The 25,289-nt window shown below is 33.1% G+C and carries 22 protein-coding genes; all 22 read left to right on the plus strand.

The window, feature by feature from the left end; translation table 11 throughout:
• The first annotated feature begins 54 nt into the window (after positions 1-54).
• The 22 genes from lepB (at position 55) to RAH41_RS00300 (ending at position 25,253) form a co-directional block, all read left to right on the plus strand.
• Positions 55-609 carry a signal peptidase I gene (gene lepB / locus RAH41_RS00195; protein ID WP_331219735.1) on the plus strand — a complete coding sequence of 185 codons (555 nt, stop codon included), beginning with the start codon at positions 55-57 and terminating at the stop codon, positions 607-609.
• Between the two features lie 45 nt (positions 610-654).
• Positions 655-1,554 (plus strand): ribosome biogenesis GTPase YlqF, encoded by a 900-nt coding sequence (ylqF, locus tag RAH41_RS00200; RefSeq protein ID WP_331219736.1) that lies wholly within the window; start codon positions 655-657, stop codon positions 1,552-1,554.
• A 68-nt stretch (positions 1,555-1,622) separates the two neighbouring features.
• The gene (locus RAH41_RS00205) at positions 1,623-2,390 is read left to right on the plus strand and encodes a ribonuclease HII (protein WP_331220409.1); all 768 of its coding nucleotides are present in this window, start codon (positions 1,623-1,625) and stop codon (positions 2,388-2,390) included.
• Positions 2,391-2,758: 368 nt separating this feature from the next.
• A complete protein-coding gene (gene sucC, locus RAH41_RS00210; RefSeq protein ID WP_069034519.1) occupies positions 2,759-3,919 on the plus strand; it encodes an ADP-forming succinate--CoA ligase subunit beta in 1,161 nt (386 codons plus the stop codon).
• 16 nt (positions 3,920-3,935) lie between these two features.
• Positions 3,936-4,850, plus strand: a complete 915-nt coding sequence (gene sucD, locus RAH41_RS00215) for a succinate--CoA ligase subunit alpha (RefSeq protein ID WP_088012949.1) — start codon at positions 3,936-3,938, stop codon at positions 4,848-4,850.
• A gap of 58 nt (positions 4,851-4,908) precedes the next feature.
• Complete coding sequence (gene dprA / locus RAH41_RS00220; protein ID WP_331219738.1) at positions 4,909-5,775, plus strand: DNA-processing protein DprA; 867 nt, start codon at positions 4,909-4,911, stop codon at positions 5,773-5,775.
• A 257-nt stretch (positions 5,776-6,032) separates the two neighbouring features.
• Entirely contained in the window at positions 6,033-8,108 is a 2,076-nt protein-coding gene (gene topA, locus RAH41_RS00225) for a type I DNA topoisomerase (protein WP_331219740.1), read from the plus strand.
• 204 nt (positions 8,109-8,312) lie between these two features.
• The gene (gene trmFO, locus RAH41_RS00230; protein WP_331219741.1) at positions 8,313-9,617 is read left to right on the plus strand and encodes an FADH(2)-oxidizing methylenetetrahydrofolate--tRNA-(uracil(54)-C(5))-methyltransferase TrmFO; all 1,305 of its coding nucleotides are present in this window, start codon (positions 8,313-8,315) and stop codon (positions 9,615-9,617) included.
• A 64-nt stretch (positions 9,618-9,681) separates the two neighbouring features.
• Positions 9,682-10,581, plus strand: a complete 900-nt coding sequence (xerC, locus tag RAH41_RS00235; protein ID WP_331219742.1) for a tyrosine recombinase XerC — start codon at positions 9,682-9,684, stop codon at positions 10,579-10,581.
• 47 nt (positions 10,582-10,628) lie between these two features.
• Entirely contained in the window at positions 10,629-11,174 is a 546-nt protein-coding gene (gene hslV / locus RAH41_RS00240; RefSeq protein ID WP_056470870.1) for an ATP-dependent protease subunit HslV, read from the plus strand.
• Between the two features lie 11 nt (positions 11,175-11,185).
• On the plus strand, positions 11,186-12,577 hold the full coding sequence (hslU, locus tag RAH41_RS00245) for an ATP-dependent protease ATPase subunit HslU (protein WP_331219744.1): 1,392 nt from the start codon (positions 11,186-11,188) through the stop codon (positions 12,575-12,577).
• Between the two features lie 87 nt (positions 12,578-12,664).
• Positions 12,665-13,444, plus strand: a complete 780-nt coding sequence (codY, locus tag RAH41_RS00250; protein ID WP_088012939.1) for a GTP-sensing pleiotropic transcriptional regulator CodY — start codon at positions 12,665-12,667, stop codon at positions 13,442-13,444.
• A 1,227-nt stretch (positions 13,445-14,671) separates the two neighbouring features.
• On the plus strand, positions 14,672-15,442 hold the full coding sequence (locus RAH41_RS00255) for a FliA/WhiG family RNA polymerase sigma factor (protein ID WP_331220411.1): 771 nt from the start codon (positions 14,672-14,674) through the stop codon (positions 15,440-15,442).
• A gap of 562 nt (positions 15,443-16,004) precedes the next feature.
• A complete protein-coding gene (rpsB, locus tag RAH41_RS00260; RefSeq protein WP_056470859.1) occupies positions 16,005-16,703 on the plus strand; it encodes a 30S ribosomal protein S2 in 699 nt (232 codons plus the stop codon).
• Positions 16,704-16,830: 127 nt separating this feature from the next.
• Positions 16,831-17,715, plus strand: a complete 885-nt coding sequence (gene tsf, locus RAH41_RS00265) for a translation elongation factor Ts (RefSeq protein WP_331219746.1) — start codon at positions 16,831-16,833, stop codon at positions 17,713-17,715.
• Positions 17,716-17,808: 93 nt separating this feature from the next.
• Positions 17,809-18,531: a UMP kinase gene (gene pyrH / locus RAH41_RS00270; RefSeq protein ID WP_069034511.1), complete on the plus strand. Its 723-nt coding sequence runs from the start codon at positions 17,809-17,811 to the stop codon at positions 18,529-18,531.
• Positions 18,532-18,533: 2 nt separating this feature from the next.
• Positions 18,534-19,091 (plus strand): ribosome recycling factor, encoded by a 558-nt coding sequence (gene frr, locus RAH41_RS00275; RefSeq protein ID WP_248266366.1) that lies wholly within the window; start codon positions 18,534-18,536, stop codon positions 19,089-19,091.
• Between the two features lie 188 nt (positions 19,092-19,279).
• Entirely contained in the window at positions 19,280-20,059 is a 780-nt protein-coding gene (locus tag RAH41_RS00280) for an isoprenyl transferase (protein ID WP_331219749.1), read from the plus strand.
• Positions 20,060-20,076: 17 nt separating this feature from the next.
• Positions 20,077-20,853: a phosphatidate cytidylyltransferase gene (locus RAH41_RS00285; RefSeq protein ID WP_331219750.1), complete on the plus strand. Its 777-nt coding sequence runs from the start codon at positions 20,077-20,079 to the stop codon at positions 20,851-20,853.
• 33 nt (positions 20,854-20,886) lie between these two features.
• Positions 20,887-22,038 (plus strand): 1-deoxy-D-xylulose-5-phosphate reductoisomerase, encoded by a 1,152-nt coding sequence (dxr, locus tag RAH41_RS00290; RefSeq protein WP_331219752.1) that lies wholly within the window; start codon positions 20,887-20,889, stop codon positions 22,036-22,038.
• Between the two features lie 13 nt (positions 22,039-22,051).
• Positions 22,052-23,308, plus strand: coding sequence for an RIP metalloprotease RseP (gene rseP / locus RAH41_RS00295; RefSeq protein WP_331219754.1), 1,257 nt, complete (start codon positions 22,052-22,054; stop codon positions 23,306-23,308).
• 247 nt (positions 23,309-23,555) lie between these two features.
• Entirely contained in the window at positions 23,556-25,253 is a 1,698-nt protein-coding gene (locus RAH41_RS00300; RefSeq protein ID WP_331219756.1) for a proline--tRNA ligase, read from the plus strand.
• Positions 25,254-25,289 lie beyond the last annotated feature (36 nt).

Here is a 25,289-nt window from a genome sequence, read left to right on the forward strand (position 1 = left end):
TAACTTAACTGGTTAAAACTGCAAAACGTATGGTTATAAAATGGAGGGATTAGGTTGAAAGAAAGCAATAGTGGTGGAATTTGGGAGTTAGTTAAAACAATTTTTATTGCGCTTGTACTTGCACTTGGTATTCGAACATTCCTTTTTACACCGGTTTTAGTTGACGGTATCTCAATGATGCCAACTCTACAGGATCAAAGTAGAATGATTGTAAATAAGATCGTATACAAACTACATGAACCTAGACGTTTTGATATTGTAGTCTTCCATGCTACAAAGGAAAAAGATTATATTAAACGAGTTATTGGCTTACCTGGTGACACAGTAGAATATAGAAATGATGTCCTATATGTTAACGGTAAACCGTATAAAGAACCATATTTGAACGAATATAAAAAAGAAACGACAGATGGTCCTCTAACTGAAGACTTTAAGTTAGAAGAGATTACTGGTAGAAAAACCGTACCTAAAGGACAAGTATTCGTTTTAGGTGATAATCGTCGATTAAGTAAAGATAGTCGTATTATCGGAACAGTAAGTCAAAAAGAAATTTTAGGCCGAGCAAGTTTTGTTTTTTGGCCGTTATCTGAGGTTAAAATGGCTAAATAAAAGCCAAATTAATCTTGATTATTCAATATATAAGAAGGTGGCAACATGACGATTCAATGGTTTCCTGGCCATATGGCAAAAGCTAGAAGACAAGTTACTGAAAAACTATCATTAATTGATGTTGTAATTGAATTAGCGGATGCAAGGGTACCCGCTGCTTCTAGAAATCCAATGATCGATGAAATAATTTCAAATAAACCAAGATTGCTTTTATTAAATAAAGCAGATTTAGCAGATCCAAGAATTACTCAGCAGTGGTTAGCACATTATGAAAAACAAGGTGTAATGGCAATTGCTATTGATGCAGCATCTGGACAAGGGTTAAAAGCAATTATTTCTTCCTGTGAAATACTTGTAAAAGAGAAATTTGATAAAATGAGATCAAAAGGAATTAAACCTCGCGCAATTCGAGCGTTAATTGTTGGGATCCCGAATGTTGGAAAATCGACTTTAATCAATAAGCTCGCACGAAAAAATATTGCTAAAACTGGTGATCGTCCAGGCGTAACGCAAGCACAGCAGTGGATAAAAGTAGGGAAAGAAATCGAACTGCTTGATACACCAGGTATATTGTGGCCTAAATTTGAAGATCAACTTGTGGGTCTTCGTTTAGCAACTACAGGAGCAATAAAAGATAGTATCATTAACCTACAAGAAGTAATGATTTATGCGATTAAATATTTAAGAGAGTTTTATCCAAATGTATTAAAAGAAAGATATGACATGAATGAGGAAGTTTTATTTTCTGAAGAAGTCGTTGATATTTTTGATCATATTGGTAAGAAACGTGGATTACTTATGTCAGGCGGAATGATAGATTATGATAAGACAGCTGATTTATTTTTACGTGAGCTAAGAGCTGGGAAATTAGGAAGATTAACTTTCGAAAATCCATCAATGCTTGAAGTAACTGATGAAATATTAGAAGAAAGTGCGCAAGAATAGGCGTACTTTCTTCTTTTTTAATGAGTTTTTATCGTTCAAACAGTACATATGTATAAAAGGAGTTCTAAATTATGTCTCTGAAAATAGATGAAATAAAAAATATACTAAGTAAATTAACTGACCCAAAGAATGAACTCTTAAAAGAATTTGAAAGTGATCAAAGAATTGGTGTGCAAAAGCTAGTAGCTAAATGGTATAAAGAACAAGAAAAAAGAGATTTAGCTAGGGAGAAATTCCTTAAAATGATGGAATATGAACAAAATCTTTATAGCCAAAATATAAAGTTAATTGCAGGAGTAGATGAAGTTGGTAGAGGTCCATTAGCTGGTCCTGTTGTAGCAGCGGCAGTAATTTTAGCAGAAAATACTGAGCTAATTGGATTAGATGATTCAAAAAAATTATCGAAAGAGAAACGACAGTATTTTGTAAAGCGGATTAAGGAAGAAGCAATTTCTTATGGGGTTGGTATGGCTAGTTCAACTGAAATAGATGAAATCAATATTTATGAAGCGACTAAATTAGCGATGAGACGTGCAATCGATCAACTTACTCATTCACCTGAACATTTATTAATTGATGCAATGAAACTACCGCTGGATATTTCCCAAACATCAATCATTAAGGGCGATGCAACGAGTATTAGTATAGCAGCTGCTTCAGTACTTGCAAAAGAAACAAGAGATTCACTAATGTGCGAACTAAGTTTAAAATATCCAAACTATGGATTTGAAAAACATATGGGATATGGAACAAAGGAACATTTAAAAGCAATCGATGAGCATGGAATTATTAATGAACATAGAAGATCTTTTGCTCCTATTAAAGAAAAAGTTTAATTATAAAAATAATTGGTAGTTAGATTGTTTACTAAAAGTGGACTAAAATAGAATAGATTAACGACGTTTAAATTTACCTAATATTTTTAGTTTGTATAAAGTAGATAAACAAATCGAAATGATGCAAACCTAAAATAAAAAATGATTTTAACTGTCGTTAATCTATTTTTTATTAGACAAGGATAAATTATTGGATAAATAATATTGTAATATGATAAACTACATTGACTATTGTATATGAAAGGGTTTTCTATATAAAAACATAGAATATTAAATTCTTTTCTACTAAAGTATTTACAGTATATTCTGTAAGAGATACAATAGGGATGTGTTTTAATTTGTCTTGTTCTAAAAGGGGAGGATGGATCATGAATATCCATGAGTATCAAGGGAAAGAAATCCTACGAGGCTATGGCGTAAAAGTACCAAATGGTAAAGTTGCATTCACAGTTGAAGAAGCAGTAGAAGCAGCTAAAGAACTAGGTACAGCTGTATGCGTAGTAAAAGCTCAAATTCACGCTGGTGGCCGCGGTAAAGCGGGTGGCGTAAAAGTAGCGAAAAATTTAGATGAAGTAAATACATATGCTAGTGAAATTCTAGGTAAAGTATTAGTTACTCATCAAACTGGACCAGAAGGTAAGGAAGTTAAGCGCTTACTTATCGAAGAAGGCTGCGATATTAAAAAAGAATATTATGTTGGTTTAGTTTTAGACCGCGCTACTTCACAAGTTGTATTAATGGCTTCTGAAGAAGGTGGAACTGAAATTGAAGAAGTAGCTGAAAAAACACCAGAAAAAATCTTTAAAGAGTATATTGATCCAGCAGTAGGTCTACAAGGCTTCCAAGCTCGTCGTATTGCGTTCAATATCAACATTCCAAGTAACTTAGTAAACAAAGCTGTTAAGTTCATGATGGGCTTATATACTGCGTTTATCGAAAAAGATTGCTCAATCGCTGAAATTAACCCATTAGTAGTTACAGGTGATGGAGAAGTAATGGCATTAGATGCAAAGTTAAACTTTGACTCAAATGCTTTATATCGTCATGCAGACATTTTAGCTTACCGTGACTTAGAAGAAGAAGATCCAAAAGAAATCGAAGCTTCTAAGTATGACTTAAACTATATTTCTTTATACGGAAATATCGGTTGTATGGTTAATGGTGCTGGTCTAGCAATGGCTACAATGGATATCATTAAACACTACGGTGGAGATCCGGCTAACTTCCTTGATGTAGGGGGCGGTGCTACAGCTGAGAAAGTTACAGAAGCGTTTAAAATCATCCTTTCTGACCAAAATGTTAAAGGGATTTTCGTTAATATCTTCGGTGGCATCATGAAGTGTGATGTTATTGCTGAAGGTGTAATCGAAGCAACTAAACAAGTTGGTTTACACTTACCATTAGTAGTTCGTTTAGAAGGAACGAATGTTGAATTAGGTAAGAAGATTCTTAATGAGTCAGGCTTAAACATTGTTGCAGCAGATTCAATGGCTGATGGCGCTGAAAAAATCGTTGCACTTGTAGGCTAAGAAAGGGAGGATAAAAATGAGCGTATTCATTAATAAAGATACAAAAGTCATTGTACAAGGTATTACTGGTTCACAAGGCTTATTCCATACAACTCAAATGTTAGAGTATGGAACTAAAATCGTTGGTGGTGTAACTCCTGGTAAAGGTGGAACTGATATTGCAGGCGTACCTGTATTCAATACAGTTAAAGATGCAGTTGAAGCTACTGGTGCTAATGCATCTGTAATCTATGTACCACCAGCATTTGCTGCTGATGCAATCATGGAAGCAGTTGATGCAGAATTAGATATCGCAATTTGTATTACAGAAGGAATTCCAGTACTTGATATGGTAAAAGTTAAAAAGTACATGGAAGGCAAAAAGACTAGATTAGTTGGTCCTAACTGCCCTGGTGTAATTACTCCAGATGAGTGTAAAATTGGTATCATGCCTGGTTATATCCATAAAAAAGGTCATGTAGGAATTGTATCACGTTCTGGTACATTAACTTATGAGGCTGTACATCAATTAACTCAAGCTGGTATTGGTCAATCTACAGCTGTAGGTATTGGTGGAGACCCTGTAAATGGAACAAACTTCATCGATGTATTAAAAGCATTCAATGAAGATCCAGAAACTTATGCAGTTATTATGATTGGTGAAATCGGTGGAACTGCAGAAGAAGAAGCTGCTGAGTGGGTACAAGCTAATATGGCGAAACCAGTAGTAGGATTCATTGGTGGTCAAACAGCTCCAGAAGGTAAACGTATGGGACATGCTGGTGCAATCATCGCAGGCGGTAAAGGTACTGCTAAAGAGAAAATGGCTACAATGGAAAGCTGTGGCATTAAAGTTGCACTTACTCCAGCAGTAATGGGCGAAACTTTAATTGGTGTATTAAAAGAGCGTGGCTTATATGAACAATGTAAGACACACGAAGCTTTAGTATAAGAATGATAAATAAGTAGCCTCCGTTAGGAGGCTACTTTCTTATAAGAAAGGAGAATGTATGAAAAAGAAAATTCGACTAATTCATTTGCATCATTTTTTATTTGAAAATTATCAAGCAATTAAAAAGATTCTTCTCTATGATCCACATTTAGAAAACCTCTATCACTATACACCTTCTACTTTTAAAACTACTTTTGAAATGACTTCTAAAGCCGCTGAAAAATTATATGACCAACTTCATACAACTTCCATTTTTGATATTTTAAAAGAAAGCTATAAAAAAAATATTAAAATTATTACAATTTATGATGATGTTTATCCGGATTTGTTAAGGGAAATATGTGACCCTCCTTTTGTTTTATATTTAAAAGGTAATCAAGATCTCCTTACTAAACAATTTATGTTGAGTATAATAGGTGCTAGAAAACCAACTTCATTTGCAAAAATTATTTGTGATTCATTAATAATAGGTCTGATAAGAGAAAAATGTGTGATCGTAAGTGGAATGGCATCTGGATGCGATTCAATTGCACATAATTCAGCTATTTTCCACAATGGTACAACGATTGCAGTTGTCGGATGTGGGTTAGACTATATTTATCCTAAAGAAAACCGTACCTTATTTAATGAAATATCTCTAAATCATTTAGTTATTAGCGAATATCCATATTATATTAGACCAGAAAAAAGATATTTTCCTAGAAGAAATAGAATTATTGCTGGTTTATCCAAAGGTTTAATTGTTTTAGAGGCTAAGGAGAAGAGTGGGACGATGATTACTGCAAATTTTGCAATTCAATATAATAGAGAGGTATTTGCAGTGCCAGGTCCGATTATAATGGAAGAATATAAAGGAAATCATCGATTAATTCAGGATGGAGCGAAATTAATTACATGTACAAATGATATTTTAGAGGAATTTTAGGAATATACTAAAAAATAAAAAAATATGTTTATATTACAAAATATTGACAATACTAATGCGACTTGTGTTATTTTATATCTAAATAAAATTTGACTAATGTATAGAATAAACTATACAATTTGAAATTGTATGAAGGAAAATCAAAAATATAATTGAACTCTTCTTATTATGAATCTATTTGAGAATACATAAGAATAAAAGAAAGAAATAAGGAATACAGAGAGTAATGAATAGGAAACTCTCGGGAGGCTTAAAAGATGGCAGAAAATTTAGTTATAGTGGAGTCCCCTTCAAAGGCTAAAACAATAGAAAAGTACTTAGGTAAAAAATTCAAAGTAATTGCATCAATGGGACATGTACGAGATTTACCTAAAAGCCAGATGGGGATTGAAATAGAAAACGATTACAACCCAAAATACATAACAATCCGTGGAAAAGGTCCAGTATTAAAGGATTTAAGATCTGCTGCGAAAAAAGCAAAAAAAATCTATCTAGCAGCCGATCCAGATCGCGAAGGAGAAGCAATAGCTTGGCATATTGCGAATACTCTCAATATCGATACATCATCGGATTGTCGTGTAGTGTTTAATGAAATTACAAAAGATGCTATTAAAGAGTCTTTTAAAAAACCTAGACCAATTAATATGAATTTAGTAGACGCACAGCAAGCAAGACGTGTACTAGATCGTTTAGTAGGGTATAACATAAGTCCATTACTATGGAAGAAAGTAAAAAAGGGTTTGAGTGCTGGTAGAGTGCAATCTGTCGCTCTTAGACTGATCATCGAACGAGAAAAAGAGATAGAAATCTTCCAACCTGAAGAATATTGGACAATTAAAAGTAAGGCTTTAACAAAGAAAGAAACATTTGATACTTCTTTTTACGGAGTTAATGGTAAAAAAGTGGAATTAAATTCAGAAACTGACGTGAAAAATGTTTTATCACAAATTAAAGGTGAACACTTTGAAGTTCAAAGTGTTACTAGAAAAGAACGTAAACGTAATCCAGCAACTGCTTTTACTACTTCTTTACTACAGCAGGAAGCAGCTAGAAAATTAAATATGCGTGCAAAGAAAACGATGATGATTGCACAGCAATTATATGAAGGAATTTCTCTAGGTAGTGGAGGACAAGTCGGATTAATTACATATATGAGAACTGATTCGACTAGAATATCCGATGTTGCGGCTGAGGAAGCAAAATCTTATATAATTGATACTTATGGTGCAGATTTTGTTGCTACAAATAAAAAAAGTGAAAAAAAATCAGATAAAGTACAAGATGCACACGAAGCAATTAGACCAACGTCTACATTACGTTCGCCTGATACAATTAAAGCACATGTTAGCCGTGATCAATATCGACTTTATAAATTAATCTGGGAACGATTTGTTGCTAGTCAGATGGCATCAGCAGTACTAGATACTGTTAAAGTTGACTTAATTAATAATGATGTAATATTTAGAGCTAATGGGTCAGTAGTAAAATTCCCTGGTTTTATGAAGGTGTATATAGAAAGTAACGATGATGGCACAGAAGAGAAAGATCGTCTCCTTCCACCGTTAGCTGAAGGTGAAAAAGTTAAATTTGAAGATCTATTACCTGAACAACATTTTACTCAACCACCTCCACGATACACGGAAGCTAGATTAGTAAAAACGCTTGAAGAGTTAGGAATAGGTCGACCATCAACCTATGTACCTACCTTAGAAACGATTCAGAAACGTGGATATGTTTCATTAGATAACAAACGATTTGTACCTACTGAACTAGGTCAAATAGTATTCGATTTAGTCGTTGAGTTTTTCCCAGAAGTAATTAATATTGAATTTACGGTTCAAATGGAAGGTGACCTTGATAAAATTGAAGACGGTAATGTGAACTGGATTCAAATCATCGATCAATTTTATAAAGGTTTTGAGAAACACTTAGAAATAGCTGAGAAAGAAATGCAAAAAGTTGAAATAAGAGATGAACCTGCTGGTGAAGACTGTGAAGCATGTGGAAGCCCGATGGTATTTAAAATGGGCAGATACGGTAAGTTCATGGCGTGCTCAAACTTTCCAGATTGCAGAAATACAAAAGCAATCGTAAAAGATATTGGTGTCAAATGCCCTACATGTAAAGATGGGAATATAATTGAGCGTAAATCGAAAAAGAATCGAATATTCTATGGATGCACGAATTATCCGGAATGTGAATTCTTATCATGGGATAAGCCAATTGCGAGACCATGTCCGAAGTGTGAAAACCTATTAGTTGAAAAGAAAATGAAAAAAGGTATTCAAGTTCAATGTGTATCATGTGACTACAAAGAGGATCAACAAGTGTAAGCAACTGATCTTTCGCATCTTTAGACTGCCAGCAAGAATCAGTCTGAAAATCAAATTTAAGGGACTTAGTCTAAATACAAGTGTGAGCAATTAATTTGCTCACTTTTACTTTTCATATCAACTTTTTATTAAGAAATCTTTAAGAAAAAAATTATAAAATATTATTACGTAATTTGGATTGAATCAGCGTAGAAGGAGTTAACAATGAAAGAACAATTTATTAATGTAATTGGAGCAGGTTTAGCAGGAAGCGAGGCTGCTTATCAAATCGCAAAAAGAGGAATTAAAGTACATTTATATGAGATGAGACCAGTTAGACAAACGCCTGCTCATCATACTGATAAGTTTGCTGAATTAGTTTGTAGTAATTCACTAAGAGCGAATACTTTAACGAACGCTGTAGGTGTCTTAAAAGAGGAAATGAGAAGATTAGATTCAGTAATTATTCGATCTGCTGATGAGTGTGCTGTACCAGCAGGTGGTGCGTTAGCTGTAGACCGACATGAGTTTGCTAGCCGTGTAACTGAGTATGTAAAAAATCATCCAAATGTAATTGTGCATAACGAGGAAATGACAAAAATTCCTGAAGGACCAACAGTTATTGCAACGGGACCTTTAACATCACCTGAATTATCACAACAATTAAAAGAATTAACGGGTGAAGATTATTTCTACTTTTATGATGCAGCGGCTCCAATAGTGGAAAAAGAAAGTATTGATTTAAATAAAGTATATTTAAAATCAAGATATGACAAAGGTGAAGCAGCTTACTTAAACTGCCCAATGACAGAAGAGGAATTCGATCGTTTTTATGAAGCATTAACAACGGCTGAAACAGTTCCTTTAAAGGAATTTGAAAAAGAGATTTTCTTTGAAGGCTGTATGCCAGTTGAAGTAATGGCTAAACGTGGAAAGCAAACATTATTATTTGGACCAATGAAACCGGTAGGCTTAGAGGATCCAAAGACTGGTAAGACGCCGTATGCAGTCGTTCAACTACGTCAGGATGACAGTGCAGGAACTTTATATAATATTGTAGGATTCCAAACACATTTAAAATGGGGGCCTCAAAAAGAAGTATTACAATTAATACCTGGCCTAGAGAATGCTGAAATTGTACGATATGGTGTAATGCATCGAAATACGTTTATAAATTCACCAAATCTATTAGAGGCAACATATCGTTTTAAAGGTCGCAAGGATTTATTCTTTGCAGGTCAAATGACTGGAGTGGAAGGTTATGTAGAATCTGCTGCATCTGGTTTAGTAGCGGGAATAAATGCAGCTAGATACGTAATGGAGAAAGAGTTAGTCGTATTCCCAGCAGAAACTGCAATTGGAAGTATGGCTAATTATATAACGACAACAAGTGCAAAACACTTCCAACCTATGAATGCTAATTTCGGTCTGTTCCCTAGGCTTGATGTCAAAATTAAAAGAAAACAAGAACGATATGAAGCGTATGCAAACCGTGCATTAGAATCAATTATGAATTTTGTAGAATGTTAAGAAAATAAATTGCAAATAGCTACTTAATATGTTAGTATGTAGTGGCTTGTGAGGAGAAATTACCTTGAATATTAAAATATTGTGTCAATTATTCATTCAGTATTTACAATTAGAGAAAAACTCTTCACAATACACATTAAATAGTTATAAAAAAATTGTTGAACAATTTCTAGTTTTTATGGAGCAACAATCTATTATTTCATTTTCTTCTGTTACTTATTCTGATGTTCGTCTCTATTTAACAACTTTGCATGATAAACAGCTATCAAGACGTACAGTCTCAAAGCATATTTCTTGTTTAAGAAGTTTCTATCGTTTTCTTATGAGAGAAAATGAAGCAAAAGAGAATCCTTTTGTATTAGCGTCACTTCCTAAAAAAGAAACTATGATACCAAGATTTTTATACAAGGAAGAACTTGAAAAACTATTTAAGATTAGCGATCTAGATACGGAACTTGGACAAAGAAATCAAGCTCTTTTAGAATTGCTATATGCTACCGGAATCCGAGTAAGCGAATGCTGTAATTTGAAATTAAAAGACATAGATTTTCAAATTGGGACTATTTTAGTAACAGGCAAAGGGAATAAACAGCGGTATATTCCCTTTGGCAGTTATGCAGAAAAAGCTCTTCATACATATATAGAAGATGGCCGAAATAGACTGATAGTAGCTAACAAGCAAATGAATGATGATCTTTTTTTGAATCACCGTGGTACAAAACTAACGGCAAGAGGTATCCGTGGTATATTAGAAAAAATGATCAAAGATACTTCGTTGACGAATAAAATCTATCCACATATGTTAAGGCATACTTTTGCTACGCATATGCTTGATAACGGTGCTGATATTCGTAGTGTTCAAGAATTACTTGGACATGAAAATTTATCATCTACTCAAATCTATACACATGTAACGAAGGAAAGATTACAAAAGGTATACAATTTACATCATCCTAGAGCATAAATTCGCTCATTTTTAGAAATTTATCGACGTTTCTAAGGAGGATTCACATGTCCAATTTTCATGCTACAACGATTTTCGCAATCAGACACGATGGTAAAAGTGCCATGGCAGGTGATGGCCAAGTAACTTTTGGAAATGCAGTGGTAATGAAGCATACTGCAAGAAAAGTTAGAAAGCTTTTTAATGGAAAAGTTTTAGCTGGTTTTGCAGGATCTGTTGCCGATGCATTTACATTATTCGAACTTTTTGAGGGCAAGTTAGTTGAATATAATGGTAATATTCAACGAGCTGCTGTTGAATTAGCGAAAAAATGGAGAACAGATCGAGTATTACATAAACTTGAAGCATTGCTAATCGTAATGGATCATAATTCATTATTATTAATTTCTGGTACTGGTGAAGTAATTGAGCCTGACGATGGAATTCTTGCAATCGGTTCTGGAGGGAATTACGCCCTTGCAGCAGGCCGTGCGCTAAAGGAAAACGCAGGGGAAAATCTTTCAGCAAAACAAATTGCATATGCTAGTTTAAAAACTGCAAGTGATATTTGTGTGTATACGAACGGAAATATAATTTTAGAAGAATTAGAATAGGAGAGTGTATTATGAGTACTTCTTTCACGCCTCGTCAAATTGTTGAAAAACTTGATCAATATATTGTTGGACAGCAACAAGCGAAAAAAGCAGTAGCAATTGCACTCAGAAATCGATATCGTAGAAGTTTACTTGAAGAGTCATTCCGTGATGAAATTTCACCAAAAAATATTTTAATGATTGGCCCAACAGGTGTTGGTAAAACTGAAATTGCTAGAAGAATGGCAAAACTAGTTGGCGCACCATTCATTAAAGTTGAAGCTACTAAATTTACAGAAGTTGGTTACGTTGGTAGAGATGTCGAATCAATGGTTCGCGATTTAGTCCAAACTTCCATTCGAATTGTAAAAGAAGAGCGTATGAATAAGGTGAAAGATCAAGCTGAAAAAAATGCGAATCAAAGATTAGTAAAACTTCTAGCACCAAGTACGAAAAAACAAGCTTCATTCAAAAACCCACTTGAGATGCTTTTTAATCAAGATTCACAAAACTCGAATGCTGAGCAAGAAGAGAATGACACAGAATTAACATCTAAAAGAAGAAATATAGAATTTCAACTATTATCTGGAAAACTAGAAGAAGATCTTGTGTCTATTGAAGTTGAGCAACAACAAGCTCCGATGCTAGATTTTATGCAAGGAACTGGAATGGAACAAATGGGAATGAACTTCCAGGAGTCATTAGGAAGTCTATTTCCAAAGAAAACTAAAAAAAGAAAGCTTACTGTTAAAGAAGCTCGTAAGATTTTAACGAATGAAGAAGCTCAGAAATTAATTGATATGGATGAAGTAACACAAGAAGCAGTATATAGGGCTGAGCAATTAGGTATTATATTCATTGATGAAATTGATAAGATTGCAAGTAAACAAAACTCTACTCAAGATGTTTCGAGAGAGGGTGTACAAAGAGATATATTACCAATCGTTGAAGGAAGTACAGTTGTAACAAAATATGGACCGGTTAAAACGGATCATATTCTATTTATTGCAGCTGGTGCTTTTCATATTTCAAAACCATCAGATTTAATACCTGAATTACAAGGTCGCTTCCCAATTCGTGTAGAGTTAGGGAAATTATCTGTTGAAGATTTTGTTCGTATCCTAGTTGAGCCTGATTTTTCAATTATTAAACAATATAAAGCTTTATTGTCTACAGAAGGTATACAAATCGAATTTTCTGACGATGCTATACGTAGAATAGCAGAAATAGCATTTGAAGTTAATCAGACGACGGACAACATAGGCGCAAGAAGATTGCATACTATTATGGAAAAGCTTCTTGAAGACCTATCGTTTGAAGCTTCTGAAATTCAAATGGGAACAATTATGATTACACCACAATATGTAAATGAAAAGCTCGCAAATATTGCAAAAGATAAAGATATAAGTCAATTCATTTTATGATTTAACAAAGAACATTTTTGAATTCAGCTATGATATTGCTAAGAAGTTCAAAGGAAACGTACAATTAAATAGGAGGCATTTAGAAAGATGCAATTATTAGAAAAAACAAGAAAGATTAATAAGTTATTACAACAATCAGCAGGGAAACCAGTAAACTTTAAAGAAATGGCAGATACATTAGAAGAGGTTATTGAATCAAATGTATTTATTTTAAGTCGTAAAGGGAAATTATTAGGTTACGGTCTTCACCAAAAAATCGAAAATGAGCGTATGCAAAAAATGTTCAGCGATCGCCAATTCCCTGAAGAATATACACAAAACCTATTTAATATTAATGAAACTTCATCAAATATAGACATCAACAGTGAGCACACTGCATTCCCAGTAGAAAATAAAGATTTATTTTCTGGCGGTTTAACAACTATTGTACCGATTATCGGTGGTGGTGAGCGCTTAGGTACTCTTGTTCTAGCTCGAATTAATCAAGATTTTGAAAATGATGATTTAATCTTAGCTGAATATGGCGCTACAGTAGTAGGGATGGAAATTCTACGTGAAAAAGCAGAAGAAATTGAAGAAGAAGCAAGAAGTAAAGCTGTTGTACAAATGGCTATTTCATCTCTTTCTTATAGCGAATTAGAAGCAATCGAACATATTTTTGAAGAATTAAATGGCTATGAAGGTTTATTAGTAGCAAGTAAAATTGCTGACCGAGTAGGAATTACAAGATCTGTTATCGTAAATGCACTACGTAAATTAGAAAGTGCTGGTGTTATCGAGTCTAGATCGCTTGGAATGAAAGGTACTTATATTAAAGTACTAAATGATAAATTCTTATTAGAGTTAGAGAAATTAAAATCTAACTAATTAATAAAATTTCTTCTTAAAGAACACTAGAAGATAAAATTATGTATAAACCTTTTCTCGATGAATAATTGGGAAAAGGTTTTTATTATGCTAAGAATTTTACATAAATTTATATTGGAATAAAAAAATAAATAAATAATGACTATTTGTTTTTTTTGTATAAATGATCTATATAGACGTAATGGAAATTATGGTATGATTAAAAAATATTTACTTGATTATAGTGATAAAATATAATAATTATTCGTTTGATTCGGATACAATTTTGAGTAGAATTAGATCATAGAATTGTAATGGTAATTTCTACTTTTATACTACTGGTTGTTTTCAAATATATTTGTATTTTTTTGTATATGTCTGTTAATTTTACTCCAGATAGATACTCTCCCTAAGACGAAGTTAAAAAAGTACAATATCAAACAAGTAGAGGGAATTACTAGATCTCCCCTACTTTCTTTTTGTCTTTACTCAATTACTATGTCTACTTCGCTTTCTTTAATAAATTTTTGTCGTTAACAGTTAATTACTGAAGCACAATATAGAATAAAGATTACTTTTTCAATAGTATGAATTAATGAATTATAAACTGTTTAAATCTGTTCTTTATTAAGTAGAACTAAAATCATTTTGAAAAATAATTATTTTATTTATAAATAGAATTCTGGAATATAGGAACAATTATTTTAAAAAAATGAAAAAATACTATTTTTTATTGTGTTATGTAAAGTTTCACATTATTTTAAAGAATAGGTGAATAAATTAAAGTATTTTAATAATATAATTTTTAAGAAGGGAGAAATGAAATAATCAATTAGTTTTTGTCATTCTGCGGTATATTCACGCGAAATGGATTGATTCGTTGAATAAAATTAATAGATTCATATTTATTACTATTTAGCCGTTTAATAATAGGGAAATTGAAAGGCTAAATAGTAATAAAAGAAGAATTTGATGAATCCATTCTAGATTTGCTGTAATCTCCTTTTGATAAATATTTGATTGGAACGAAAAGGTAGCTCACTGGACTCCTTGTGAATTAGACATGATATTACATATTTAATTGAGAATTGTATTTTCAATAACACGAATAAAACTTGTGTAAAGTATTAATTGAATTTATTAAAATGATGCCTAAAAATTTAATTTTCACCAAAAATCACTATTTAAAAACAAATTGTCAATCAAGTAATAAACATAATATGGTAATTCGCTGAGGTGAAAGACGTGTTGCAAGTTCAAAAAAATGTTTCACAAAGATATTGGAAAATGTGGATTGAAGATCGTGATTTAGATGCTGGAGATTCGTTAATGCGGATTTATATGCCTCTAGTCCACTTTCAAGTAAATCGTATAGCTCAAAGATTACCTTCAAGTGTCAGCAGAGATGATTTACACAGTTTAGCGATGATGGGCTTATATGACGCACTAGAGAAATTTGATCCGAAAAGAGATTTAAAGTTCGAAACTTATGCTTCAATTAGAATAAGTGGTAATATATTGGATGGTCTTCGTAAAGAAGATTGGTTACCTAGATCAATTAGAGATAAAGCAAAAAAAATTGAATGTGCTATTGAAAAGTTAGAACCGGCTCTTGAACGAAAAGCTACACCTGAGGAAATAGCACTGTATACTGGTTATACTTCGAGGGAAGTTATTAATGTCTTAAATGATGTATTTTTTTCTAATATGTTGTCTGTAAATGAACAAATCAATGATGCTGGAGATCGACAAGTTAATTTTATTCATTCAATAAAAGATCATGAAACATTAACCCCAGAAGAAAAGCTACTGAAAGATGAACAAATAAGGCTGCTAGCCGAGACGATTATGACTGAATTAAATAAAAAAGAGCAGTTAGTAATAAGTTTGTATTATCATGAAGAATTAACATTTACTGAAATTGGAACAATTATTAATTTATCGACTTCTAGAGTTTCTCAGATTCATGCTAAATCTATTTTTAAATTAAGGGATCTTTTAAGTAAAAATTATAGATAGGAGCTTTGTAAACGCTACCTTGTATTGATTTAGATTTTTAATAGCATAGAATAAAGTTTTTTACTTATTTCTATTTTTGAAGTGGGAAAAACCTCACATAACTCTATTATTAACAATTTCTTTTTTAACAATTTTATAAAATATGAAGAAGTATACGATTAAATTGAATAAATTAACAAAAATTCCCAATACTGTTAAAGAATCAGTGGGGATAGGGAAAATCTCTATTTCTAAATCACTTTAATGATTAATGATTGCTCTGTGTTAAACATACGGTTTGGAAGAATAGTCCAAATTCGAATAATAGCAGTTTGATCGAAAATTTGACTTTCTATGGATGGAAATGGAAGAAGGATTTATATTGAGAAAAGGAAAAGCAAACATTGTTGAATCTTCGACAATAATTTCTCGTTTTCTCTTGATAAATAATGATGTATATGCTATAGTAGTCCATGGTGTTAATACACACGCTTGCCGATTTTCTTATTGGTGCTACCCAGTTTGGGAGTGATAGGAGAAGATGACGTGAGCGGAGGAAAAAGAACCATTAGGAGGAAATAAAATGTCAGTAATTTCTATGAAGCAATTATTAGAAGCTGGTGTTCACTTCGGTCACCAAACACGCCGTTGGAACCCAAAAATGAAACGTTACATCTTCACTGAGCGTAACGGTATCTACATCATCGACCTACAAAAAACAGTTAAAAAGGTTGAAGAATGTTACAACGTAATGAAAGGTATCGCTGCTGAAGGTGGAAACATCCTTTTCGTTGGTACTAAAAAACAAGCTCAAGAAGCTATTAAAGATGAAGCAATCCGTTCTGGTATGTACTTCATTAACCAACGTTGGTTAGGTGGAACGTTAACAAACTTCCAAACAATCCAAAAACGTGTTAAACGTTTAAAAGATATCGAAAGAATGCAAGAAGATGGCACTTTTGAAGTGTTACCTAAGAAAGAAGTTATTCAACTTAAAAAAGAATTAGAACGTCTTGAAAAATTCTTAGGCGGAATCAAAGACATGAAGCAACTTCCTGATGCATTATTCGTTGTTGATCCTCGTAAAGAGCGTATCGCTGTTGCTGAAGCTCGTAAGTTAAACATTCCAATCATCGGTATTGTTGACACTAACTGTGATCCAGATGAAATCGATCACGTTATCCCAGCAAACGACGATGCTATTAGAGCTGTAAAACTTCTTACATCAAAAATGGCAGATGCGATTCTTGAAGCGAAACAAGGCGAAGAAACAACTGCTTAATGAGAAATTGAAAGGTGATAAGAGGTTTTAGCCTTTTATCACCTTTTTTAAGGTTAAAATAATCGGAAATTGTTTACCTTATAAAACGATTGAATAAAATAAGCTTACATATAGGAGATGAAATATTATGGCAATTACTGCACAAATGGTAAAAGAATTACGTGAAAAAACTGGCGCTGGTATGATGGATTGCAAAAAAGCATTAACTGAAACTGAAGGTAACATGGACAAAGCAATCGACTACCTTCGTGAAAAAGGGATCGCAAAAGCTGCTAAAAAAGGTGACCGTATCGCTGCTGAAGGTTTAACTTTCGTTGAAGTATCAGGAAACGATGCAGTATTAATCGAAGTAAACTCTGAAACTGATTTCGTTGCAAAAAACGAAGGTTTCAAAGAATTAGGTTCTGTTCTTGCTAAACACATCGTTGCTAACAAACCTGCAACTGTTGAAGAAGCTTTAGCACAAACAATGGAAAATGGTGAAACTGTTGAAACATACATCAACCATGCAATTGCTAAAATCGGAGAAAAAATCTCTTTACGTCGTTTTGAACTAGTTTCTAAAACTGATGCTGATGCATTTGGTGCTTACTTACACAGTGGCGGTCGTATCGGTGTTCTTTCAGTAGTAGAAGGAACAACTAAAGAAGATGTTGCTAAAGACGTATCTATGCACATCGCTGCAATCAACCCTAAATATATCTCTCGTGATGCTGTTTCTCAAGAAGAAGTTGAGCATGAGCGTGGAATTTTAACTCAACAAGCATTAAACGAAGGTAAACCTGAAAACATCGTTGCTAAAATGGTAGAAGGACGTATTGGTAAATACTTCGAAGAAATCTGCTTATTAGATCAATCTTTCGTTAAAAACCCAGACGTTAAAGTAGGTCAATTCGTTAAAGCTGCTAACGGAACTGTTAAATCTTTCGTTCGTTATGAAGTTGGAGAAGGCTTAGAAAAACGTGAAGATAACTTTGCTGAAGAAGTAATGAATCAAGTAAAAGGTAACTAATTTAAGTTACTTTGAATGAAAATAGGGGACACTATGTGTTCCCTATTTTTTAAAGAAACGTAAATATATAGATGTACGTAAATGGAGGGTATTATGAGTAAAGCAAAGTATAATCGCGTAGTATTAAAACTTAGTGGTGAGGCACTAGCTGGCGGACAAGGTTTTGGAATTAATCCATCAGTTATTAAATCAATTGCTGAACAAGTTAAGGAAATTGCAGAACTAGATGTTGAAGTTGCAGTAGTAGTAGGTGCTGGTAACATTTGGCGTGGTAAGACAGGTAGCGAAATGGGAATGGATCGAGCTACAGCTGACTACATGGGTATGTTAGGTACTGTAATGAACTCATTAGCACTTCAAGATAGTCTTGAAACACTTGGTGTGCAATCTCGTGTACAATCATCAATTGAAATGCGTCAAGTTGCAGAACCATATATCCGTCGTAAAGCAATTCGTCATTTAGAGAAAAAACGTGTTGTAATTTTTGCTGCTGGTACAGGAAATCCTTATTTCTCAACTGATACTACTGCTGCATTACGTGCTGCTGAAATTGAAGCAGATGTTATTTTAATGGCAAAAAATAATGTAGACGGAGTATATTCAGCTGACCCATCAATTGATAAAACTGCTGTTAAATACGAAACTCTTACATATTTAGATGTATTAAAAGAAGGTTTAGGTGTAATGGATTCAACTGCATCTTCTTTATGTATGGACAATGATATTCCATTAATTGTATTCTCAATTATGGAAGAAGGTAATATTAAACGTGCCGTACTTGGCGAAAATATTGGAACAATAGTAAAGGGGAAATAAAGATGTCTAATCAAATCATTTCTTTAGCAAAAGAAAAAATGACAAAAGCTGTTTCTGCTTTCTCTAGAGAATTAGCAACAGTACGTGCTGGTCGTGCAAACCCAGCTATTTTAGATAAAGTTTTAGTTGAATATTATGGTGCTCCAACACCAATTAACCAAATGGCAAATATTTCAGTACCAGAAGCAAGATTATTATTAATTACTCCTTATGATAAAACGGTCATTAATGATATGGATAAAGCGATTCAAAAAGCCGACTTAGGCTTAAACCCTTCAAATGATGGAACTGTTATCAGAATTAGTTTCCCACCATTAACAGAAGAGCGTCGTCGCGATTTAGTAAAAGTAGTTAAAAAATCTGCTGAAGATGCTAAAGTTGCAGTACGTAACATCCGCCGTGATGCAAATGACGATCTTAAAAAAGCAGAAAAAAATGGTGAAATTACTGAAGATGAATTACGTGGTCTTGTAGAAGACATTCAAAAACAAACAGATTCACATATCGAAAAAATCGATGGAATCACAAAAGAAAAAGAAAAAGAGATAATGGAAGTTTAATACTGCATTGCAAGGTATATCTTATTAGCGCTTAGAAAAATAATGAATTTTTCACATTATGCTATTACATAATTTCATTATTGCATTATAATTAAATAAACTAAGCGCTTTGAGTAAAAAGACCCTCTGTTTAAGGGGGTTTTTTTACTCAATGCTTTAATTAGATATACTTAGACGGAGGATTAAAGATGTTTAAATTAATTTCTTTTTTTAAAAGAAATAAAGAAGAGAAAAATGTACCTCCAAGTTCGCAATTAAATGGGGTCGATGGAGTAATTCCTGAGCATGTTGCAATAATAATGGATGGTAATGGTAGATGGGCACAAAAGAGAAATCTTCCTAGGGTTAAAGGACACTATGAGGGAATGAAAGTAGTTCGGAAAATTGCAAGAACTGCTAGTAAATTAGGTGTAAAGACTTTAACGTTATATGCTTTTTCAACCGAGAATTGGAAAAGGCCTAAAACTGAAGTAGAATTCTTAATGAAGTTACCACAAGAATTTCTAGGGACATTTTTACCTGAATTAATCAAAGAAAATGTGCAGGTAAGATTAACCGGAAATAAAGAGCAATTACCAAGCTATACAACAGAAGCTGTATTAAAAGCAGTAGAGGAAACAAAAAATAATACGGGTATGGTATTAAATTTTGCCCTAAATTATGGTTCTAGAGACGAAATTATCTCTGCAGTTAAAAAAATTTCTTCAGATGTATCGGATAATAAAATAAATAAAGAAGAAATTAATGAAGAATTGTTTAATCGTTATTTAATGACTAGTGATTTTAAGGATCCAGATTTGTTAATTAGAACTAGTGGTGAATTAAGGATTAGTAATTTTATGCTTTGGCAAATTGCTTATTCTGAACTATATTTTACAGATGTATTATGGCCCGATTTTACTGAAGAATGTTTAATTGATGCGGTAAAAGAATATCAAAATCGAGCAAGAAGATATGGTGGTATTTAAGAAAGCGGTGAACGAACTTGAAACAGCGTATTATAACAGGAGTTATAGCTGGAGCATTATTTTTAGGATTAGTAATATTTGGTGGATGGCCGTTTGGATTACTTGTATTTGCTCTTGGCACAATCGGTTATTTTGAATTGATTAGAATGAAAAGGTTTAATTTATTTAGTGCACAAACTGTACTTGGATTAATCTTAACATGGGTAGCAATTACACCAAATAAGTTATTTCCTATAGAAATCGGTAAAACTGAAATTTCTATTGTACTAATCCTATTACTTTTATCATATACGGTAATTACAAAGAATACATTTACTTTTGAAGATGCTTCTTTTGTAGTACTAAGCAGTTTGTATGTAGGATTCGGATTTCATTATATGTACGAGATGAGAAATATGGGCATTTCATACTTCTTCTTTCCATTATTCGTAATTTGGGCAACTGATTCAGGTGCATATTTTATTGGGAAAGCCACTGGTAAAACAAAACTTTGGCCAGATATTAGTCCAAATAAAACGATTGAAGGTTCGATAGGTGGAATTATTTGTGCTGTAGTAGTTGCAGTAATTTTATCGATTATGTTAACTTTAAATCATTCAATACTATATTTAGTACTAATAGCAGTTCTTGTTTCGATTTTTGGTCAATTAGGTGATCTTGTACAATCTGCATATAAAAGGCACTACGGTGTTAAAGACTCAGGAAATTTATTACCTGGTCATGGTGGGATTTTAGACAGATTTGATAGTATCATTTTCACATTGCCAATCGTCTATTTACTATTTACGTTATAGTATTAGTTTTTGTATTTAAGGAGATATATGAAAATGAAGAAAATCAGCTTACTTGGAGCAACTGGTTCAATCGGTATACAAACACTAGATATTATTAGAAATCAATCGAACGATTTTGAATTAGTCGCGTGTTCAGCTGGGAAAAATATTGATGAATTATTTAAGATCATTTTAGAATTTAAACCAAAACTAGTTTCAGTTGCAGGCAAAGTAGAGGCTGAAAAACTGTCGAACTTAGGTATCCCTTCGAATACTAAGGTTTTATATGGTGAAGAAGGCTTGATCGAAGTTGCAGTCCATGATGACAGTACAATACTTGTTAACGCAGTAGTTGGAAGTGTCGGTTTAGTTCCAACTATGAAAGCAATCCAAACTGGTAAAACAATCGCACTTGCGAATAAAGAGACATTAGTAACAGCAGGTCATATTGTAATGGCAGAAGCAAAAAAATATGGTGTCTCAATTTTACCTGTAGATAGTGAGCACTCAGCAATCTATCAATGTTTAAATGGTGAAAACCCTAATGAAATACATAAATTAATCATCACAGCTTCTGGTGGTAGCTTTAGAGATAAAACAAGAGACCAATTAAAGGATGTTACAATTGAAGATGCTTTAAATCATCCAAATTGGTCAATGGGTGCAAAGATTACCATTGATTCAGCTACAATGATGAATAAAGGTTTAGAAGTGATTGAAGCACATTGGCTATTTAATATGCCTTATGAAAAAATTGATGTAGTACTTCATAGAGAAAGTGTTATTCACTCTATGATTGAATTTGATGACGGAAGTGTAATGGCTCAATTAGGAACACCTGATATGAGAGTACCGATTGCCTATGCACTAAACTATCCTTCAAGAAAACCAATTCATAATCATAAACCATTAGATTTAATTAAATTTGGGACACTTCATTTTGAAGAGATGGATTTTAACAGGTTTAAATGTTTGGATTATGCTTATCACGCAGGAAAAGTTGGCGGTAGTTTACCAACTGTATTAAATGCAGCAAATGAGGAAGCGGTAGCTGCTTTTCTACAGAAAAAAATATCATTCTTACAAATTGAGAATTTAATAGAAAACGCTCTTGAAAAACACAATGTAATAAGTAAACCTTCATTAGAAGAAATTCGTAACATTGATGAACAAACAAGACAATTCGTTTCATCACTAATAAAGTAAGGGTGGTAATTAGATGAATACAGTTATAGCGTTTGTTGTAATTTTTGGCGCACTTGTATTTTTTCATGAATTAGGACATCTATATTTTGCAAAACGTGCAGGTATTTTATGTAGAGAATTTGCGATTGGATTTGGTCCAAAAGTTTTCTCATTTTTTCGAAATGAAACTACATACACAATAAGATTATTGCCGCTTGGTGGTTATGTTCGTTATGCTGGAGAAGATCCAGAAATGGTACAAGTAAAGCCTGGATCACATATCGGTTTACAATTCAACTCAATTGGTGAAGTTACTAAAATTGTCGTTGATCAGTTTGATCGTTTCCAAGATCTTCGTTTCGTTGAAGTTGATTCAATAGATTTAGAGCATAAGTTAGAAATTATTGGTATTGAAGAAGGAACTGAAGGCGTATCAAAATTCAATGTAAATGAAAAAGCGTTTATTTATAGTGAAGGACAAGGTCATCAGATTGCTCCGTATAACCGACAATTTAATAGTAAATCAGTAGGTAAAAGAGCGATTGCCATTTTTGCTGGCCCAATGATGAATTTTGTTCTAGCTTTAGTCATTTTTATCTTGTTGGGATTACTTCAAGGAACTCCAGTAAATGATGCTAAAATTGGTGAATTACTTCCAAAAGGTCCAGCGCAAACTTCTGGTCTAAAAGAAGGCGATATTGTTTTATCAATTGATAATAAAGATGTTTCAAAATGGGCAGAAGTAGTTAAAATTGTTAGAGAAAGCCCAAGTAAAGAATTATTATTTAAAGTGAAGAGAGATAACAAAGTTATTTCGATTCCAATCACTCCAAAGTCAGAAACAATCGATCATAAAGTTAATGGCTTAATCGGTGTATATGCACCTGTCGAAAAGAATGTTTTTTCTTCGGTTAAATATGGAATAACAGAAACCATTGGATGGACAAAAGAAATTGTATTAGCAGTAGGTCATTTAGTATCTGGTCAATTCTCAATCAATAATCTTTCGGGTCCAGTTGGTATTTATCAGGTAACAGATCAAGCTGCACAATCAGGTATTTTCTACTTAATGAAATGGGCAGCATTTTTAAGTATCAACCTTGGTATTATGAATTTATTACCATTACCAGCTCTTGATGGAGGAAGACTAACATTTTTTGCAATAGAAGCATTAAGAGGTCGACCGATAGATCGCCAAAAAGAAGGTGTCGTTCACTTTATTGGTTTTGCGCTTTTAATGTTATTAATGATCATCGTTACATGGAACGATATTAAAAGATTTTTCTTATAAGAAGCTCTGTTTAATTTAATCGTGTAATTTTAAGTATTTGTTAAAGAATCCGCGACTTACTTGCTTATAAAACGGGCTTAGTGACATATTGATTGTCAATTAGCCCGTTTTAAGTGGGAGCGGATTCTTATCATGCCAGGCTCTTTTTTAGAATCGTTCGCTTACATACACATACTAAAATAGCAACGATTTTAAAATTTATAAAAAAGAATATTAGAATAAAAGAAAAAATATGAGGTGAATCCTTTTGAAACAAAGTATCGTATATAGTCCAACTCTTCGTGAAGTACCAGCAGATGCGGATATAAAAAGCCATCAATTATTATTAAGAGCAGGTTTTATTAGACAAAATGCATCTGGTATATATAGTTTCTTACCTTTAGGCAATAAAGTTCTTCAAAAAGTTGCAAATATCGTTCGAGAAGAAATGAATAATGCTGGTGCGATGGAAATGTTAATGCCATCAATGCAAGCGCAAGAATTATGGGAAGAATCAGGTCGTTGGGATAATTTTGGTCCAGAACTAATGCGTTTAAGAGATCGTCATGGAAGAGGATTCGCATTAGGGGCAACACATGAAGAAGTTGTTACTTCCATTATTCGCGATGAATTAAAATCATATAAAAAATTACCGATTACACTTTACCAAGTACAATCAAAATTCCGTGATGAAAAACGTCCTCGTTTTGGACTACTTCGCGGGCGTGAATTTTTAATGAAAGATGCATATTCTTTCCATGCAACACAAGAAAGCTTGGATGAAGTATATGATCGTTTATTTACGGCCTATAGCAACGTATTTACTCGTTGTGGATTAAATTTCAGAGCGGTAGTTGCTGATTCAGGAGCGATGGGTGGAAAAGATACGCACGAATTTATGGTGTTATCTGACATTGGTGAAGATACAATCGCATTTTCTAATGAATCAAGCTATGCAGCAAATATTGAAATGGCTCCAGTTGTTACGAAATACGAACCATCTGATGAGAAATTAGAAGAAGTTCAAAAAGTAGAAACGCCAAATCAAAAAACAATCGATGAAGTAATTGAATTCTTAAACTTACCGATTGAAAAAAGCATTAAATCAATTATTTTTAAAGCAGATGATCGTTTTGTTTTAGTGCTTGCTCGTGGTGACCACGAAATCAATGATATTAAATTAAAGAATTATTTAGGTGCACATTCAGTAGAGCTTGCCTCTAAAGAAGAAGTTAAAGAACTAATGAATTGTGAAATAGGATCACTAGGTCCAATTGGAGTTAAATCTGATTTATTAGTATTAGCAGATAATGCAATTAAAGGTATTGTAAATGGTTGTTGTGGAGCAAATGAAGAAGGCTATCACTACATTAACGTAACTGTCAATAGAGACTATGATGTGAAAGATTTTGTAGATTTAAGATTTATACAAGAAGGTGACTTATCACCAGACGGTAAAGGAACTATTTCATTTGCAAAAGGTATTGAAGTAGGACATGTATTTAAATTAGGTACAAAATATTCTGAGTCTATGAACGCAACATTCCTTGATGAAAATGGGAAATCGAATCCGATCATTATGGGATGTTATGGAATTGGTGTATCTCGTACATTAGCTGCAATTGTAGAGCAATACAATGACGAGAAAGGGATTGTGTGGCCTAAAAACTTAGCTCCTTTTGATGTACATGTTATTACTGTAAATACAAAGAACGAAGAGCAAGTAAACTTAGCAGACGATATTTATAAAACGTTAAAAGAGATTGGACAAGATGTATTATTAGATGACCGAAATGAACGTGTAGGTGTAAAATTCGCAGACGCAGATCTTTTCGGAATTCCTGTACGTGTAGTTGTTGGTAAAAAAGCTGCAGAAGGAATAGTTGAACTTAAAACCAGAGATGGACAAGTTAGTAAAGAAGTAGAAATTTCTAACCTTGTGAATGAAATAAATATGTTAAAATAAAATAAATGTGGAAGCGACACCTTACGGAAATCGCAC

This window comes from Gottfriedia acidiceleris (assembly GCF_036421055.1).
GTDB lineage: Bacteria > Bacillota > Bacilli > Bacillales > Bacillaceae_G > Gottfriedia > Gottfriedia acidiceleris_C.